Below are 17,419 nucleotides of genomic sequence, written 5' to 3'. Positions count from 1 at the left end.
GCCGAAGTTCTGCAACAGGGAAAGTGATGTCAAACGACAAGAATCTGACCAAGGTCAGCCACACCGTCAGTCCGGGTGAGCGGGCTGCCAAGAACGGCCACAAGGGCGCTGTGATCTGGATGACCGGCCTTTCCGGTTCGGGCAAGTCGACGTTGTCGATGGCGCTGGAGCGTGAGCTGCACGAGCTGGGCAAGCAGGCCTACGTGCTCGACGGCGACAACGTGCGCTTTGGCCTTAACGCCGACCTTGGCTTTTCGCCGGAAGACCGCACCGAGAACATCCGCCGCATTGGCGAGGTGGCCAACCTGATGGCTCAGGCCGGCCTGATCTGCATCACCGCGTTCATCTCGCCCTACCGCGAAGACCGTGAGCGCGCGCGCAAAGCCAGTGGCGAGGCGTTCTACGAGGTGTATGTCAAAGCTGACGTGGCGATGTGCGAAGAACGCGACCCCAAGGGCTTGTACAAGAAAGCCCGCGCCGGCGAAATTCCTGAGTTCACCGGCATCTCTGCACCGTATGAAGAGCCGGAAAAGCCCGAGTTGGAAGTCGATACCGCCGAGACCTTTGGTGATTGTCTGGCCAAGCTGACCGAGTTCGTGGTCGAAAAGACCAAGGCCTGATCGCGTCCAGGGCTTGGCCGTGGCGGCCTAGCCCTCCTCGTCAAGCAGGCGCTTGAGCGCATACAGCTGCTCCAGGGCCTGGCGTGGCGTGAGGTTGTCCGGGTCGATCGCGGCCAGAGTCTCCTCCACAGCCGAGGTCTCGGCTGGCGCCGCGCTGTCATTGAACAAGGACATCTGTGGCACCGGCCCGAGCGTGTGTTGGGCGCCGGCTTCGAGCGCCTGCAAATGCTTGCGTGCGCGTTTGAGCACTGGTGCCGGCACCCCGGCCAATCGGGCCACCTGCAAGCCATAGCTGCGGCTGGCCGGGCCATCTTTGACCCGGTGCAGAAAAATCAGCTCATCGCCGTGTTCGGTGGCGTCCAGATGCACGTTGTGCACGCCCTGCTGTGCATCGGCCAGTGCGGTCAGCTCGAAATAATGGGTGGCGAACAGCGTAAAGCTGCCCACCGTGGCGGCCAGCTCTTCAGCCGCAGACTGAGCCAGCGAAAGCCCGTCGTAGGTGCCTGTGCCGCGCCCGATCTCATCCATCAGAACCAGCGACTGCGCGGTTGCGTTGTGCAAAATTTCCGCGGTTTCCTGCATTTCGACCATGAAGGTCGAGCGTCCGGTGGTCAGGTCATCACCGGCGCCAATGCGAGTGAAGATGCGATCCACGGCGCCGATCAGGGCTTCATCGGCCGGCACATGGCAGCCGATATGGGCAAGCAGCACGATCAAGGCGCACTGGCGCATGTAGGTTGATTTACCGCCCATGTTGGGGCCGGTGATGACCAGCATGCGGCGGTCCTGGTCAAGCGCCAGGTCATTGGGCACGAAACTGGTCGGGTTGAGCGCTTCGACCACCGGATGGCGCCCGGCGCGAATCCGGATCTGAGGGCCGTCGACCAGCTGCGGGGTAACCCAGTGATAGCGCTCGGCCTGGCGCGCGAAGGCGCCCAGTACGTCGCTTTCGGCCACCGCGGCGGCGGTGGCCTGCAGTTTCGGCAGTTCGGGTTGCAGGGTGTCGAGGATTTGCTCGTAGAGATGCTTCTCGCGGCTTAAGGCGCGCTCGCGGGCCGACAGAATCTTGTCCTCGTAGCTTTTGAGCTCTTCGGTGATGTAACGCTCGGCATTCTTGAGCGTCTGGCGTCGGGTGTACTCCGGCGGTGCGTCGGCCGAGCGGCTGCGCGGCAGTTCGATGTAGAAGCCGTGAACGCGGTTGTAGCCGACTTTGAGGCTGTCGATGCCGGTGCGTTGGCGTTCCGATTCCTCCAGCTTGCGCAAGAAGTCGGCCGAGTTGTGGGCAAGTTCGCGCAGCTCGTCCAGTTCGCTGTCAAAACCGCTGCGGATCACGCCGCCGTCGCGCAGCAGCACCGGCGGTTCGGCTTCGATCGCCGCGCTCAGGTAATCGCACAGTTCGGGGTAGGCGCCGATCGCGCTGCCCAGCTCATCCAGGCGCGGGCTGGCCGGCAGGCTGGCTGCGATGGACGGCAGGGCGGCCAGGGTGCGGGCCAGTCCTGACAGGTCGCGCGGGCGCGCGCTGCGCAGTGCCACCCGGGTGCTGACGCGTTCGATGTCACACAGCCCGCGCAGCTGATCATGCAGGCTCTCGAAACTGCGGTTGAGTTGCAACGCCTCGACCGCCTGATAGCGGGCGCGCAGCACCGTGGTGTCGCGAGTCGGGGCGCGCAGCCAGCGCTGCATCAAGCGGCTGCCCATGCCACTGGCGCAGACATCGAGCAGGTCGAGCAGGCTGTTGTCGCGTTCGCCGCTGGCGTTGACCTCCAGCTCCAGATTACGCCGGCTGTTTGGGTCGATGCGCAGCAGCGTGCCGGTTTGCTCCAGGCGCAGGCCGGTGATGTGCGGCAGCTCCTGTTTCTGAGTGTCGCGCAGGTATTGCAACAGCGCGCCGGCGGCTGCGATGGCGGCGCTGCAGCGATCGCAACCAAAGCCTTTGAGATCGCGGACTCGGAACTGATCGAGCACCAATTTGCGGGCGCTGCTCAGCTCGAAATGCCAGTGCGGACGGCTGCGCACGGGCGGCAGACGGGTCAGGGGCGGCGCTTCGCTGGCGTCGCTGATCAGCAGTTCTGCGGGCGGGGCAGTGGCCAGATCCTGATGCAGGGCGTGGGCCGAATCGAACTCGGCGATGACAAAGCGCCCGCTGGCCAGATCCAGGCGCGCGATGCCGTAGGTGTTGCCCACGCTGGCGATGGCGCCCAGAGCGCTTTCGCGGCGAGCATCCAGCAGGGCTTCATCGGTGACCGTGCCCGGTGTCACCACGCGCACGACCTTGCGCTGCATCGGGCCCTTGGCGCTGGGGTCGCCGAATTGTTCGGCAATCGCCACCGACTGGCCCAGGCGCAGCAGGCGCGCCAGATATTGCTCGTAGGCATGGTGCGGCACGCCGGCCATGGGGATCGGCTGGCCGGCCGACTGGCCGCGCGTGGTCAGGGTGATGTCGAGCAACTTGGCGACGGTTTTGGCGTCGTCGTAGAACAGCTCGTAGAAATCGCCCATGCGATAGAACAGCAGCTCCTCTGGATGCTCGGCCTTGAGCGCGAGGAATTGCTGCATCATGGGCGTGTGCGCGCTAAGGTCTGAACTCACGGTCTTTGCGGTCGGAAAACCCACAATGCTAGCAAGTCATGAGGTCGAATCGCTCGGTGAAGCGCTGGTTCGTCGCGGGCAGCGTCTGTTCGTGGTCGAAGCCAGCGCCGGTGGCGCGCTGCAGGCGCACCTGTCTGCGCCAGCTGGCGCTTCACGCTGGTTTCTTGGCGGACTGACCTGCTATCACGACAGCCTCAAGACCGCGCTGCTGGGGCTGGCCCCGCAAACGCTGATCGAGCATGGCGCAGTCAGCGAGGCCAGCGTGCGCGAAATGGCCGCCTGTGCACGGCGCTTGAGCGGCGCGGACTGGGTGCTGGTCGAGTCCGGTGTGTATGGCCCCGGCGGTGGGAGTCCGGAAAAGCCCGTGGGTCTCGTATTGATAGCCATGGGAGATGGCGCGACAACGCAGCTTGCGCGGCATCAGTTCGCAGGCGATCGCGCCACGATCCGCGAGGCCGCTGCGGCACAGGCTGTGCGTGATCTGCACCAGGCGGTGTCCGGCAATTCCTCGGCAATCCTGAGATAATCGAAACTTGAATCACTGGCAGAACACGCATGGATGACAATCGCAAAAAAGCGCTCGCCGCAGCGCTGACTCAGATCGAACGCCAATTTGGCAAAGGCTCGGTCATGCGCCTGGGCGATGGTGGCCCGGTGCGCGACATAGAAGCCATTTCCACCGGTTCGCTGGGGCTGGATGTGGCCCTGGGTATCGGCGGTTTGCCGCGTGGTCGCGTGATCGAAATCTATGGCCCGGAATCTTCCGGTAAAACCACCCTGACCCTGCAGGCGGTGGCCGCCGCGCAGGCTGCGGGTGGCACCGCGGCATTCATCGATGCCGAGCACGCACTCGACCCCGAGTACGCCCGCAAGCTGGGTGTCAACGTCGACGATCTGCTGGTGTCGCAGCCGGATACCGGTGAGCAGGCGCTGGAGATCGCCGACATGCTGGTGCGTTCGGCAGCCGTTGACATCATCGTTATCGACTCCGTTGCGGCGCTGGTTCCGAAGGCGGAAATCGAAGGTGAGATGGGCGATTCGCATGTTGGTTTGCAGGCCCGCCTGATGTCGCAGGCGCTGCGCAAGCTGACCGGCAACATCAAGCGTGCCAACACCATGGTGATCTTCATCAACCAGATCCGCATGAAGATCGGGGTGATGTTCGGTTCGCCGGAAACCACCACCGGTGGTAACGCGCTGAAGTTCTACTCCTCCGTGCGGCTGGATATTCGCCGCATCGGCGCGGTCAAGAAGGGCGCCGAGGTGATTGGGAATGAAACCCGGGTCAAGATCGTCAAGAACAAGATGGCGCCGCCGTTCAAGCAGGCCGAGTTCGAAATTCTCTACGGTGAGGGGATTTCCTGGCTGGGTGAGCTGATTGATCTGGGCGTGCAGCACAATCTGGTCGAGAAATCCGGCTCCTGGTACAGCTACAACGGTGAGCGGATCGGCCAGGGCAAGGACAACGCGCGCGAGTTCCTCAAGGAGCACCCGGACATGGCCAAGCAGCTCGATACCAAGCTGCGCGAGATTCTCCTGCCCAAGCGCAAACCGGCCGACGCTAGCGAAGCTGCGAGTGAAGCGACCGAAGAAGCCGTTTGAAGATACGCTGGCGGCAGCCCTTGAGGCCGCCGCCAGTCTGCTCGCGCGGCGTGAACATGGCGCGCGCGAGCTGCGTCAAAAGCTGAGTCGCAAAGGCTACTCCAGCGATGTGCTGGATGAGGCGCTGGAGACGTTGCAACAGCGCGACTGGCTCAACGAGAGCCGTTACGCCGCCTTTATGGCGCGCCACCGTGCCGGGCAGGCGCGGGGGCCGCGCTGGGTCAGCGCCGAGCTCTCCGCCCAGGGCATTGAGGGCGAGGTTTGCGCCGCGGCGCTGAATCAGGATGACATTGACTGGGACGAGGCCTGTTTGCGGGCGGCCCGGCGTTTGCCCGCGCGCGACCCCGAACCGCGTCGGCGCCAGAAACTGTATGCGCGTGGCTTTGATGCGGAGCAAATCGACGCGGCGCTGGCGGCACTGGCAGCCGACGAATTGGCCTGAGGTCGCCAATTCACCGGGCTTGGCTTAGAATCGCGCGGTTTTGCATCCCGCGATTAAAGCCGTTGTGTCCATGATCAGCAGTAACGAGATTCGCAGCCGTTTCATCGGCTATTTCGAGCGTCAGGGTCATCAGGCCGTGCCGTCCAGTCCGCTGGTCCCGGCCAACGACCCGACCCTGCTGTTTACCAATGCCGGGATGGTTCAGTTCAAGGACACGTTCCTGGGCACGGAGCCGCGTTCCTACAACCGGGCGGTCAGCAGCCAGCGCTGTGTGCGTGCTGGTGGCAAGCACAACGACCTGGAAAATGTCGGCTACACCGCGCGCCATCACACATTCTTCGAAATGCTGGGCAATTTCAGCTTCGGCGATTATTTCAAGCGCGAAGCCATCGAATTTGCTTGGGAGTTTCTCACTGTCGAGTTGAAGCTGCCGGTCGACAAGCTGTTTGTCACTGTGTTCGAGGACGACGACGAGGCGGAAGCGATCTGGCTTAATGACATCGGCGTTGCGCCCGACAAGCTGGCCCGCATCGGCGCCAAGGACAACTTCTGGCAGATGGGCGACACCGGTCCGTGTGGTCCGTGCAGCGAGATCTTCTACGATCATGGCCCCGAAATCGCCGGCGGGCCGCCCGGAACGCCTGAGGAAGATGGCGATCGCTACATCGAGATCTGGAATCTGGTGTTCATGCAGTACAACCGCGCGGCTGACGGTACGCTGACGCCGCTGCCCAAGCCCTCGGTCGACACCGGTATGGGCCTGGAGCGCGTCGCGGCGGTGATGCAGCATGTGCATGACAACTACGACACGGATCAGTTCGTGCATCTGCTCAAGGCCGTGCGCGAGCTGGCGCCGGATGCCGATCCGGCCAATCGTTCACTGCGTGTGCTGGCCGACCACATTCGCGCTTGTGCCTTTCTGATCGTGGATGGCGTGCTGCCGTCCAACGAAGGGCGCGGCTTTGTATTGCGCCGCATTTTGCGGCGTGCCATCCGCCACGGCTTCCAGCTGGGCATTGAGGGCACATTCTTCTACAAGCTGTTGCCGGCGCTGGTCGAGGAGATGGGCCAGGCCTATCCCGAATTGACCGCGCAGCAGGATTTTGTCGGCAAGGTGATTCGTCAGGAGGAAGAGCGTTTCGCCGAAACCCTGGATCAGGGCATGAAGTTGCTCGATGCCGCGTGCGAGGCCGCTGAGGGCACGCTGGATGGCGACACCGTGTTCAAGCTTTATGACACCTACGGCTTCCCGCTGGACCTGACCCAGGACGTGGCGCGCGAGCGTGATTTGCAGGTCGACGTCGCCGGGTTCGACGCGGCCATGCAGCAGCAGCGCGAGCGGGCTCGTGCGGCTAGCCGTTTCGGCGCTGCGGCGGGGCTTGACGCCGGGGTTGGCGAAGCCAGCGAATTTGTTGGTTACGAGGCCCTGAGTGCGCGTGAAAGCGTGCAGGCTTTGCTGCGCGATGGTCAGGCTGCGGAGCTGCTCGGCGCGGGCGATGAAGGCGCCGTGATTCTCGCCAGCACGCCGTTCTACGCCGAGTCGGGCGGGCAGGTTGGCGACACCGGGGAACTGCTTGGCGACGGGCTGCGGTTCGTGGTCGAAGATACGCGCAAGGATGCTGCCGGCGCGATCATGCACCTGGGCCGCGTGGTCGAGGGTGAGTTGCGTGTGGGCACGGCCTTGCACGCCCAGGTTGATGAGCAGCGTCGTGCCGACATCATCCGCAATCACAGTGCCACCCATCTGCTGCACGCCGCCCTGCGCGCGGTGCTCGGCACCCATGTTCAGCAGAAGGGCTCTTTGGTTGCGCCAGACCGCCTGCGCTTTGACTTTGCCCATCTGCAGGCCATGAGCGCCGACGAGATCGCCGAGGTCGAAGCGCGTGTGAACGCCGAGATCCTGGCCAATCACGCGGCCGAGGTCAGCGTCAGCAGTTATCAGGAGGCGCTGGATGCCGGTGCCATGGCCCTGTTTGGCGAAAAATATGGCGAGACCGTGCGTGTGATGCGCCTGGGTGATACCTCGTGCGAGCTGTGTGGTGGGACGCATGTGGGTCGCACCGGCGATATCGGATTGTTCAAGATCATCAGCGAAGGTGGCGTGGCCGCCGGTGTGCGCCGTGTCGAGGCGGTGACCGGGCGCGGAGCGCTGGCCTGGGCGCGCGATCTTGATGGCCTGGTCAACGGTTTGGCGGCGCGTCTGAAAACTGCGCCGGATGGTCTGGGCGAACGCATCGACCAGGTGCTTGAACGTCAGCGCGAGTTGGAGAAAGAACTCAAGAAGTTTAAGCAGGAAATGGGCGCTCAACAGGGCGGCGATCTGGCCGCATCGGCGCAAAGCATTGGTCCGCTCAAGCTGGTTGCCGCGAGTCTGGACGGGATTGACGGCAAGGCCTTGCGGGAGATGGTTGATGACCTCAAGAACCGTCTGGGCAGCGCGGTCATCGTGCTGGCCGCGGTCAACGGCAGCAAGGTCGCCCTGGTTGCCGGTGTCAGCGATGACCAGACCAAGCTGATCAAGGCCGGCGAACTGGTGAATCACGTCGCCTCGCAGATCGGTGGCAAGGGTGGTGGTCGTCCGGACATGGCCCAGGCCGGTGGCAATCAGCCGGAAAACCTGCCTGCCGCGCTGGCCAGCGTGACCGATTTCGTTCAAGGCAAACTCGCAAACTAATGGCCCTTATAGTTCAGAAGTACGGCGGTACGTCCGTCGGCTCGGTCGAGCGCATTCAAAACGTCGCTGCCAAGGTCGCCGCTGCGCGTGCCAGAGGCGACGACATCGTGGTGGTTGTCTCGGCGATGAGCGGGGAAACCGATCGCCTGACCGGGCTGGCCAATCAGATTAGTAGCAGGCTGGTGGCGCGCGAGATGGACGTGCTGCTGTCGACCGGTGAGCAGGTCACGATTGCCTTGCTGGCCATGGCACTGGATGCCATCGGTCAGCCGGCGCGCTCCTACACCGGCTCTCAGGTGCGCATACTGACCGACGATGTGCACACCAAGGCGCGCATCAAGAAGATCGATGGTGAACGCATGCGCGCTGATCTTGAGCAGGGGCGTGTGGTCATCGTGGCCGGTTTTCAGGGCTCCGACGAGCACGGCAACATCACTACGCTAGGGCGCGGCGGCTCGGATACCACGGCGGTCGCTCTGGCGGCGGCGCTCAAGGCTGACGAATGCCAGATCTACACCGATGTGGACGGGGTTTACACCACCGATCCGCGGGTTGAGCCCAATGCACGTCGGCTGGAGCGCATCACCTTCGAGGAAATGCTGGAAATGGCCAGCCTCGGTTCCAAGGTGCTGCAGATTCGCGCTGTTGAGTTCGCCGGAAAATATGCCGTGCCGCTGCGGGTGCTTTCGAGCTTTGCCGAAGGCCCCGGCACACTGATCAGTCTTGAGGAAAGCGAGATGGAAGATCCCATCATTTCAGGCATCGCGTTCAACCGCGATGAAGCCCAGCTCACCGTGGTCGGTGTACCCGATCATCCGGGTATCGCCTCGGCCATACTCGGGCCGATTGGGGCGGCCAATATTGAAGTCGACATGATTGTTCAGAACGTCGGTTCCGACAGTCTGACCGATTTCACCTTCACCGTGCACAAGCGTGATTTCGCCACGGCGCTTCAGATCATGCGTGAGGTGGCCGGTTCATTGGGCGCCAAGGACGTGCGTGGTGACGATGACATCGTTAAAGTTTCCCTGGTGGGTGTGGGTATGCGTTCGCACGCCGGGGTGGCCAGCAAGACCTTTGCGACTCTGGCTCGCGAAAATATCAACATTCGCATGATCTCAACCTCGGAGATCAAGATCTCGGTGGTCATCGACAGCAAATACCTCGAATTGGCCGTACGTTCCCTGCACAAGGATTTCGCGCTGGATCGCGAGCCGCAGGACGAAGCGCTGTAGCGGCGCAACGGAACCTTTTGTGGTCGTCGCGCGTTAGACTGAAATCGCCATGCGGGGCGCCGGCGGAGATCGGCGATCACCTACAGTGAGCAATGGAGAACTCACGTGCTAATTCTGACGAGAAAGGTTGGGGAGTCCCTGATGATCGGGGACGATGTTGCTGTCACAGTTTTGGGAATTAAAGGGAATCAGGTTCGTATCGGTGTGAATGCACCGCGCGAGGTTGCTGTGCACCGTGAAGAGGTGCTGGAGCGCAACCGCGAAACCAGCGGCGTGGCGTCGTCCAGCGACGAATGACGCAAGTGCTTTGACCCGGCGCTGAAAATCGGTATCCTACGCGGCCTTTCGCGCAGTTTTCGATCACCGAACGCGCGAGGTCGTGCATGGCCGCGCTGCGGTTGCTGCGCGGATCAAGACGAGTTCCGGAGAAGTGGCCGAGTGGCTGAAGGCGCTCCCCTGCTAAGGGAGTATGGGGTTTATAGCCTCATCGAGGGTTCGAATCCCTCCTTCTCCGCCATCTAAGAGTTTCGGGACGTCTCAGGACGTCCCAAACTTTCTGAATTTAAAGAAAAATTTTCTTCTTGGCGTTTCGCTGAATATCATGGAGTCTCATTTCCATGAGGGGCGCAGTGTGGGGAGACAGCTCTCCAGAAATTGTTCCCCCACAGCGTCATCATGAAACGCATCACTGCCGCGCAAGTCGAGCGCCTCGCCAAGCAGGCAGGTCGGCACCATGTCGACGACAATCTTTACCTGGATGTGAAAGCGCGCGGACGCCCGTCCTGGTTGTTTCGCTATGTGTCGCCAATAACGGCGCGTCGACGCGATATGTCGCTTGGCGTCTACCCTCAGGTCACCTTGGCCTTCGTCAATGAGCGCGCATCGAAATGGCGCGCGGTCATCGCCGAGGGGCGCGATCCGATCGACGTTCGCGATGAGCTAAAGGCGGCGGCCAAGCAGCAAGAAGCGCATAAAGCCCTCACGCTGCGCAAAGCCGCGATCGACTTTGTCGAGTTCAAACGGCACAGCTGGCGCAATGACAAACATGCGGCGCAGTGGCTCAATAGCTTGGAGCACCTCGGAGCGCTCTTCGATCAGCCGATGCTGGCTATCGAAAGCCCGGCATTGTTTGCGGTCCTCGAGCCTTTGAATGTTCACAAGCACGAAACCGCGACGCGCATTCGCCAACGCGTCGAAGCTGTCTATAACCGCGAAATGCTCCGCGGTGCGGTCAAGCATAATCCTGCGGTTGCCCTAAGGGGGCATCTACCAGCGCCGGCAAAAAAGCAAAACTTTGCATCCTTGCCATGGAAGGATGCGCCAGGCTTTGTGAAAAGGCTCCGAGACAGCGATTTAAGCCAGTCCACGCGATTAGCCTTTGAGTTCCTCATTCTGACGGCGTCACGCACCAGCGAGGTTATTCATGCGACTTGGGACGAGGTGGATCTGGATAGCGGCGTGTGGACCATTTCGGCGTCGCGCATGAAGGCGGCTGAGTCCCACGATGTGCCACTGTGTGGACGAGCGATCGAGATTCTTGAAGCGATGTCCGTGCAGCGTGGTGAACGCTGGAACTGGTTGTTTCCATCTCCTCAGCGCCGTGTGCAGCCGATCTCAAACAATGCCTTCCTTTCGGCGCTCGATCGGATGGGATTGCGGGGCAAGGTCACCGCTCACGGTTTTCGAAGCACGTTTTCCACGTGGGCTTATGAAAGCTCACATGCACGAAGTGAGGTGATTGAAGCCGCGCTTGCTCACCGGGAATTAAACGCCGTCAAAGCTGCGTATTCCCGCGCAGATTACTGGGACCAACGTGTTGAGCTTGCAAAAAGCTGGGGCCAATTTGTGGCTTAGTGGCTTATCTAAAGCCGCTCGCGCCCGAGGGCCAGTTCGGGCTTTTGGCGTGGTGGAAAATTCACCTTACATAATAAGGTGTCTCGCTTTTGTGGCCACTTAGCAAGACGTAGTTATGTCTTGATAAACAATATGTTACAGGGGGTGTGTGTTAAAAAAACCGGTGGCCGTGCTCCCGCTGCCGGAACTTATTGACCTCGAAAAATTGCTGTGCTTAATAAGAAACCGTCTCACGCAAAATCAGGACGGTTCAGATGGATTCCATCACCAGCACAACGTCGCGATTTCTCTCCCTTTCGCAGGTAATTCAGCTCACGGGACTCTCGCGCTCGACGATTTATCGGCGAATTGCCGTAGATGATTTTCCACAGCCTCTTGCAACCGGAAATATGCCCAATGCTCGTCGCATCGTTTGGGCGCTCAAAGATGTCGAAAATTGGATGTCTGACCGGCCTCAGGCTGTATGTGCGCGTCGCTCTCAGCGAGGCGCGGCACAATTTGGATTTGTTAGCCTGGTGTTGGGAGCCGTACTTCTGGGGATCTTGGGATTCGGCGCCGGGCTTTTTCTTTCCGATACCCGGCCAACGTCTCGAGGTGAGCACCCCGAGCTCGTAAGCGCAACGGCATTTCGTGCGTCAACGATGGTAGTGGCGATAGCCCCGGGAAAAGCACTCACCTCGCAGCTGGGCGAAGTTCAGAAGAGCTGGAAGATAACTTGGCCAGAAGTGCGTCGGGTCGGTGCCTGGCCTTTACAGGCAGTGGGCACACCATTCCTAAGCCGTTGGTTTCAGGGTGGGGTGATCGGATTCGTGAGCGCTGGGCTGCTTCCAGTCGTGATCTTGCTTTTGATTCTGCTGGCTCGATGGGTCATGGCTCTTGCACGACAGGTCGAGCGCTTCATGTTTCCAGGGCGTACTTTGTGGTTGGGGCCCGTACGCGTTTCAGGACGGCTGGCGCGACGAAACTTTATGGCAGTGGGAGACATGGGGGCTGGCAAGTCCACGTTGCTGCAGACGCTCGCCAAACATGTGCGTTCGCTGTCCGAGAACGCGTTGATCGTCGACTATCAAGGCGAGATCTTCTCTCGCTATTTTCGTAAATCACATGACGTTTTTCTGTCCTCATACGACCGCCGCAGCATTAGCTACTCCCCGCTAGCGGAGATTCATGCGGAGTCAGACTGCAAACGTGTCGCTAATGCCCTCGTGCCTGTGTCTGGTGGTTCAAGTGAGGAGCGAAAATGGGCTCAAAGGGGCCGTCTATTGGTCGCAAGTTGTCTGCGGATCTGTTTTCGTCAGAGGCGTTCGGGTCTGGAAGTGACCAACCGGTCCTTGGTTCAGTTGTTGAACGAAGCTGATGCCGAATTCTTCAAGCAAAATCTGCCAGAGAGTGATCGACTCAGAAGCGTATTGGCCAAAGATGCGGCGCGTTTTCTCGAATCTGTCCGGGGGGTCGGGGGCTTTGCGCTCGCCGCGATCGATGGATTGGATCCAATGGCTGGGTTTGATGCTTTCTCAGTGCGCAAATTTGTGCGTGACTCACAAGGGACTGGCCGATGGCTGTACTGCGTCGTGAACGAGATGCATGAAGATGAGGCCTTTGCACTGGCCTCGTTTGTTTCAGCAATGGTGGTCTCAGCCAAAATGGAGCTGGGCGAATCAGCGACGCGCTTTTGGATGCTGCTCGATGAATTTGGGCAAATTCCCGCTCAAGACGCGATTCCCAAGGCGCTATCGCTAGGTCGAAAATTCAGCTTGGTAAGTGCGGTTAGCTTTCAGAGTATTGGACAGTTACATGAGCATTGGGGTGAGCATCGATCTGCAGCTATTGTGCAGGGTCTCGGCAACAAGTTTTTATTTCGGTCTGGCGAGCCTACACATCTCAAGTGGCTGGTGAGCCTCGTCGGAACTGAGGAGATAACCCGCGTCAGCACCAGTAAGTCGTCATCTTTTGGTGCGTCTCCATCGCGATCAGAATCGGAACAGTCGAGCTCAAGGATTGAGGACGTTGTGTCGACATCTTTTTTCAAAGGGCTTCCAGACTGGACGTGTGTCGTGCTTCAGCCGGGTGTCACCGGTTATCGGGCGATCAGAGTTCCTCGTGTGGACTTGGGGCGCCAGCGCTTCAGGACATTTGTTGCGAATCAGAATGACAACAGTGCCGAGTCGTCCAGGCAACATTCTGCGTCAGCAGATGATTGTCACAACGCTAACCGTGACAAACCGGACTGGATCGACCCGGACGATATTGTTGGTCCCACCAGTGCCCCTAGCGACAACAGCTCCCGCTAGGTCGATAGATATTTAGGATTGACTCTGGACAAGCGTGCCGCTTGTCCAGAGTCCACACACCACGCACGGTGGTGCTGAGCCAAAGAAGATAAATACCCTGTAAAAACAATTAGTAGCCGCGTAAACAGGTGTTTACACCTACTGCGCTTCGCCGGTGCCATCGCCCCATTTCACGGCGATACATGCCGTAAACAGAGGCTGTTTGGATATGACCAAAAAAATTGATCGGATTAACCAGAAGATTGCGGCCCTGCAGGCGCAGTTGGAGGAAGAGGAGCGCATCGAAGAAAGGCGGCGCGCTAGGGCCGTTGAGCTGGCCGCACGCAGCAGCGGCTTGCTGGCGCTGGGGCTGTCTCGTCCGGTGCTTGAAAAGGAATTTTCTGTGGTCGTTGAGCGTCTTCGCCATGGGCGGGGCGCACAGACCGGCGGCGAGGGCGGCGAATGAAATCGCGCGTGATCGCTGTGCGGCTCGGTCCGGATGAGCTCGACACGTTGTCAGCGATGCCGGGCGAGACCACGACCGAAAAAATCCGCCTCCTCATCCAGTCGCAGGCCGTTGTCGATGCAGTCACCGATCAGATCACGACTGCGCTCGCCAGCCGCCTGGAAGCCTTCGAAGAGAGGGTGGAGGTGATGGTGAGAGGGGCCTTCCAGAGAGCCGAGCAAACCAGCCGCAATCGTCACGATGAAGTTGCGGAATGGGTCGGGCGATTGGGCAAGGCCATCATTCAACGACTACCGAAGTCATGACATGCTGACCATCAGTCCGGTGCGGTCGGCGGCCCATGCCACCGCCTACTTCGTCGAGCACGTTGACGACTACTACATACCGCCATTGGCGCAGTATGAATCCGAGTGGTTTGGTGCCCTGGCGCAAGACCTCGGCTTACGCGGAGAAGTCGATCGTCCGGATTTTGAAGATCTGCTGAACGGTATCGTCACGTCGGATGCGAGTGTTGGCCAGACGGGTGTTGATTCCGCGAGGCCGCAAAGGCTGCGACATCGGCCTGGATATGACGTGACATTCTCGGCTCCGAAATCCATTTCAGTGTTGGCGCTTGTGTATGGCGATGATGCTGTGGCTCAGGCACATCGTGCGGCTGTGCGAATCGCACTGGCCTATTTGCAGCAACAAACGACGACGAGATTCCGGTGCGGGACATCCGTGAATCACGTTCGCACCGGCCGATTCGCGTCGGCACTGTTCACGCATCAGACAAGCCGTGATTTGGATCCGCAGCTCCACACGCATTGTGTGATCTTCAATGTCACGAATTGCCGAGGCGAGAATCCAAGAAGCCTCGAAAGCCGAGAGTTCTTCAGGCAGCAGAAAGCCGCCGATGCCATCTATCAGGCGGCGCTGGGTGCTCGCCTCCGATCGCTGGGCTACGACGTGTGTGCCGAAGGTGCGCACGATGCGCCGCACGTGGAAATCGCGTCCGTGCCTCATGAGGTCCGCGACGTGTTTAGCAAGCGACGGCAGTCGATTGTTCAGGCGCTGGCGCAACACGGTGTCACCATCCAGAACGCATCGGCGCGGCAAAAGCAGGTGGCCAACCTGGAGACGCGAAAAGCCAAAATTGAGGTGAGTCCGGCGCAGCTCAGGACGGTTTGGCAGTCGGAGTTGGACGCCGCATCGGTTGAATTCGACGTGACCTCATCCGCATTGGGCACTCCGGAGCCCACTTGGGCCGGGGAGCCTACGGCCAGTGTTGATGTGGCGGTCGATACGCTGTTCGAACGCGAGGCCCGCGTCCTGCAAAAGGACCTTGTCCGCCGTGCATGTGTTGAGGCGATGAAGCGCGGTGTCCATCCCGATAAGGTCCTACACGAAATCAATGAGCGGGCGCGTGCGGGGCAATTGCTTCAGCGCGAATGGCACGGTCAAAGCGCCTGGACGACGCCGGGCGTCGTGGCCGCCGAGCGCCAGGTTCTTGCTCTGGAGTTAGCCGGCCGAGATCAGCTGGCTCCCGCAGAAGATGTCGCATCGGCTGAGCGAGCCGTCGAAGAGTGTGCTGCGGCCAGTGATCAGGAGTGGACTGCCGAGCAGCGACGTGCCGCAATCGGAATCTTGGCGTCAGACAACCGGATTGTCGGGCTGCAGGGGCTGGCCGGGACGGCAAAGACGTCGAGCGTGCTCAAGTTCCTCGCGTCCCGATTTGGAGATCGCGGGGTTCAGGTGGTGGGCCTGGCTCCGACGCATTCGGCGGTTCGAGAACTCCAGAACGGGGCAGGGCTTGATCGAGCGGACACGGTGGCGGGCTTTCTTGCGCGCACAAACGAAACCCCCACGGCCGATCGCTGTTTCATCGTGGATGAGGCCAGCCTGCTGTCAACGGCGGAACTTACCGGCCTGATGTCGAGGGTTGGCCCGCGCGACAGAATGATCTTGGTGGGCGACCGGCAGCAGATCGGCAGTGTCAGTGCCGGCCGCAGTTTCGCCCAATTGCAGGATGCCGGCATGCAAACCTTCCAGCTCACAAAGATCCTGCGACAGAAACAGGAGAGCTTGCGTGAGGTGGTGGATCACGCTGCCAGGGGCATGGCGTCGCGCGCCGTTCAGATGCTCGCAAACGAAGAGTGCGTTACCGAGGATGAAGACGAGGAGCGGAGATTCGAGGTCATCGCTGGGGCGTACCTGGACCTGAATGCGACACAGCGGCAAGGGTGTCTTGTCATCGAACCGTCGCGTCGAGGACGGTCACTCATCAATGAGGTGGTGCTCAACAAGCTGCTGGAACGTGGTGGGCTGTCGGACGCCAGGCAACTGGATATGCGTGAGAACGTTGACTGGACGGCTCGGGAAAAATGCTCAACATCCAGCTACAGCAAGGGGGTGATGGTGAGCTTTTCCAGGCCGAAAGCAAGCAGCCAGCTACGCCCCCTGGCGGAATATCAAGTGGCAGACGTGTCATTGGCGCGGAAAGAAGTCCTACTTCGAGCGAGTAACGGAGTTGAAACTTGGTGGTCACCGGAAGGCGCTGATGCGTCGCATGTTCGGGTGGCGCGCACTGTTCCAATGAAGCTTGCAAAAGGATGTCGGTTGCAGGTCACTGCTAACCACAGGATGCATAGGCTGGTGAATGGAGATCTGGTGACCCTCGAGGACTACTCGGAGGCCGGTGACCGCTTGCTCATAAAAACGGTCGACCAACGGCGAATCTGGCTTGATCTGGCCAATCCGTTTAATCGCTATCTGCGGCTTGGATATGCCGTTACAGCACATGCAGCCCAAGGTAAAACGGTTGATCGTGTCATTGCTCATTTGCCCAGCACATCGAGTCTGAGCAGTCAGCGAACAGCTTACGTTTGTCTTTCACGTGCCAGGGAGGAGGCGAAGATTGTGACCGACTCTGTTGAAAAGCTTGCTTCCAGTCTCAAGTTCAACAGCGGTGAAAAATCTCAAGGGCTAACTCAGATTGAATCCGAATCCTGTGTCATAGACCTAGGCCAAAGATCAAGGCTTGAGAGGTTTATTGATGGACTTGAAAAGGAGCTAGACAGCAGTGCTCATGAGGAATATCGCATTTAAGGCAGCATCGCGCTCCAAGGCGTTTGGGGCGGTACTGACCTCGAGGTCAGAAAGAGGGCTGAGCACTTTTCCGATCATGGATGTGCCGCGCGACGCTAAGCGAGATTTGCAAAATCTTTCAATTAAAGAAGTGGTAATGCAATGGAGCTGATTCCTGGGAAAATTAAGGTTCGTCAGAAATTTTTTAATTTTATCTTTGAGCCCCCTAATACGCTTTATCTGTATGACCCGAATGATGAAGTCCCGTGTGTCGGGACATGGGTGCCGGAGATACTCATTGCGATGTATGACGACTGCGAGCGACAGGGACTTAAGTTGCCCGATCCCGATGCGTTACGAGTATTTACACTCACCGACTCAAACGGTCAGCAAGTCTGCCAATGTGAAAACGGGTTGGGCGATGTGCGCCCTGCCTCAGCTGCCGAAACAAAAAGAGCTATTCGTGTCCGTGACTTCGTGGGGATGCAATAAAACGACTCCGCCCTGAAGCTGAGTGCCGAACCAAGAGTGCAAACTGGATCATGCCCATGGTGGCAGTTCTGCTGAGCTTGGTTTTCGGCGGACGGGCTGTGCGAGGCAA

The 17,419-nt window shown here is 60.0% G+C and carries 14 protein-coding genes and 1 tRNA gene; 14 read left to right on the top strand and 1 reads right to left on the bottom strand.

The features are described 5' to 3' along the window. The first annotated feature begins 26 nt into the window (after nucleotides 1-26). Nucleotides 27-620: an adenylyl-sulfate kinase gene (gene cysC / locus ATO7_RS05410; protein ID WP_083560250.1), complete on the top strand. Its 594-nt coding sequence runs from the start codon at nucleotides 27-29 to the stop codon at nucleotides 618-620. 27 nt (nucleotides 621-647) lie between these two features. Here cysC and mutS read toward each other — a convergent pair whose 3' ends face one another. Beyond that, a complete protein-coding gene (mutS, locus tag ATO7_RS05405; RefSeq protein WP_330395393.1) occupies nucleotides 648-3,209 on the bottom strand; it encodes a DNA mismatch repair protein MutS in 2,562 nt (853 codons plus the stop codon). Nucleotides 3,210-3,234: 25 nt separating this feature from the next. On the opposite strand from mutS, the gene ATO7_RS05400 reads away from it, so the two are divergent. The 13 genes from ATO7_RS05400 (at nucleotide 3,235) to ATO7_RS05340 (ending at nucleotide 17,310) form a co-directional block, all read left to right on the top strand. After that, nucleotides 3,235-3,735: a CinA family protein gene (locus tag ATO7_RS05400; RefSeq protein WP_158523061.1), complete on the top strand. Its 501-nt coding sequence runs from the start codon at nucleotides 3,235-3,237 to the stop codon at nucleotides 3,733-3,735. Nucleotides 3,736-3,764: 29 nt separating this feature from the next. After that, on the top strand, nucleotides 3,765-4,811 hold the full coding sequence (gene recA / locus ATO7_RS05395; RefSeq protein WP_083560242.1) for a recombinase RecA: 1,047 nt from the start codon (nucleotides 3,765-3,767) through the stop codon (nucleotides 4,809-4,811). After that, a complete protein-coding gene (locus ATO7_RS05390; RefSeq protein ID WP_158523060.1) occupies nucleotides 4,786-5,253 on the top strand; it encodes a regulatory protein RecX in 468 nt (155 codons plus the stop codon). The genes recA and ATO7_RS05390 overlap by 26 nt, the downstream gene beginning before the upstream one ends. Before the next feature lie 70 nt (nucleotides 5,254-5,323). Then, complete coding sequence (gene alaS / locus ATO7_RS05385; protein WP_206044796.1) at nucleotides 5,324-7,927, top strand: alanine--tRNA ligase; 2,604 nt, start codon at nucleotides 5,324-5,326, stop codon at nucleotides 7,925-7,927. Next, a complete protein-coding gene (locus ATO7_RS05380) occupies nucleotides 7,927-9,162 on the top strand; it encodes an aspartate kinase (RefSeq protein ID WP_083560236.1) in 1,236 nt (411 codons plus the stop codon). Before alaS ends, ATO7_RS05380 begins: the two co-directional genes overlap by 1 nt. Before the next feature lie 105 nt (nucleotides 9,163-9,267). Next, nucleotides 9,268-9,459, top strand: coding sequence for a carbon storage regulator CsrA (gene csrA / locus ATO7_RS05375; protein ID WP_083560234.1), 192 nt, complete (start codon nucleotides 9,268-9,270; stop codon nucleotides 9,457-9,459). A 127-nt stretch (nucleotides 9,460-9,586) separates the two neighbouring features. After that, nucleotides 9,587-9,679 (top strand) — tRNA-Ser (locus ATO7_RS05370). Between the two features lie 158 nt (nucleotides 9,680-9,837). Then, entirely contained in the window at nucleotides 9,838-11,016 is a 1,179-nt protein-coding gene (locus tag ATO7_RS05365) for a tyrosine-type recombinase/integrase (protein WP_083560232.1), read from the top strand. A gap of 254 nt (nucleotides 11,017-11,270) precedes the next feature. Next, nucleotides 11,271-13,307 carry a type IV secretion system DNA-binding domain-containing protein gene (locus ATO7_RS05360; protein WP_083560230.1) on the top strand — a complete coding sequence of 679 codons (2,037 nt, stop codon included), beginning with the start codon at nucleotides 11,271-11,273 and terminating at the stop codon, nucleotides 13,305-13,307. Between the two features lie 208 nt (nucleotides 13,308-13,515). Then, on the top strand, nucleotides 13,516-13,752 hold the full coding sequence (locus ATO7_RS05355) for a hypothetical protein (RefSeq protein ID WP_083560228.1): 237 nt from the start codon (nucleotides 13,516-13,518) through the stop codon (nucleotides 13,750-13,752). Further along, nucleotides 13,749-14,057 (top strand): hypothetical protein, encoded by a 309-nt coding sequence (locus tag ATO7_RS16735; protein ID WP_146680156.1) that lies wholly within the window; start codon nucleotides 13,749-13,751, stop codon nucleotides 14,055-14,057. The genes ATO7_RS05355 and ATO7_RS16735 overlap by 4 nt, the downstream gene beginning before the upstream one ends. A gap of 1 nt (nucleotide 14,058) precedes the next feature. After that, complete coding sequence (gene mobF, locus ATO7_RS05345) at nucleotides 14,059-16,839, top strand: MobF family relaxase (protein WP_158523059.1); 2,781 nt, start codon at nucleotides 14,059-14,061, stop codon at nucleotides 16,837-16,839. Between the two features lie 141 nt (nucleotides 16,840-16,980). Further along, nucleotides 16,981-17,310, top strand: a complete 330-nt coding sequence (locus ATO7_RS05340; protein WP_083560222.1) for a hypothetical protein — start codon at nucleotides 16,981-16,983, stop codon at nucleotides 17,308-17,310. Nucleotides 17,311-17,419: the final 109 nt, after the last annotated feature.

This window comes from Oceanococcus atlanticus (assembly GCF_002088235.1).
GTDB classification, from domain to species: domain Bacteria; phylum Pseudomonadota; class Gammaproteobacteria; order Nevskiales; family Oceanococcaceae; genus Oceanococcus; species Oceanococcus atlanticus.
Note: the sequence above shows the minus strand (reverse complement) of the source record. Positions and strands in the feature narration are given on the sequence as shown.

Coding starts and splice junctions, on each gene's coding strand:
- ATO7_RS05360 (WP_083560230.1), top strand. CDS start 11,271: ATGGATTCCATCACCAGCACAACGTCGCGATTTCTCTCCCTTTCGCAG.
- alaS (WP_206044796.1), top strand. CDS start 5,324: ATGATCAGCAGTAACGAGATTCGCAGCCGTTTCATCGGCTATTTCGAG.
- ATO7_RS05340 (WP_083560222.1), top strand. CDS start 16,981: ATGGAGCTGATTCCTGGGAAAATTAAGGTTCGTCAGAAATTTTTTAAT.
- ATO7_RS05365 (WP_083560232.1), top strand. CDS start 9,838: ATGAAACGCATCACTGCCGCGCAAGTCGAGCGCCTCGCCAAGCAGGCA.
- ATO7_RS05400 (WP_158523061.1), top strand. CDS start 3,235: ATGCTAGCAAGTCATGAGGTCGAATCGCTCGGTGAAGCGCTGGTTCGT.
- recA (WP_083560242.1), top strand. CDS start 3,765: ATGGATGACAATCGCAAAAAAGCGCTCGCCGCAGCGCTGACTCAGATC.
- ATO7_RS05355 (WP_083560228.1), top strand. CDS start 13,516: ATGACCAAAAAAATTGATCGGATTAACCAGAAGATTGCGGCCCTGCAG.
- ATO7_RS16735 (WP_146680156.1), top strand. CDS start 13,749: ATGAAATCGCGCGTGATCGCTGTGCGGCTCGGTCCGGATGAGCTCGAC.
- cysC (WP_083560250.1), top strand. CDS start 27: ATGTCAAACGACAAGAATCTGACCAAGGTCAGCCACACCGTCAGTCCG.
- ATO7_RS05380 (WP_083560236.1), top strand. CDS start 7,927: ATGGCCCTTATAGTTCAGAAGTACGGCGGTACGTCCGTCGGCTCGGTC.
- mobF (WP_158523059.1), top strand. CDS start 14,059: ATGCTGACCATCAGTCCGGTGCGGTCGGCGGCCCATGCCACCGCCTAC.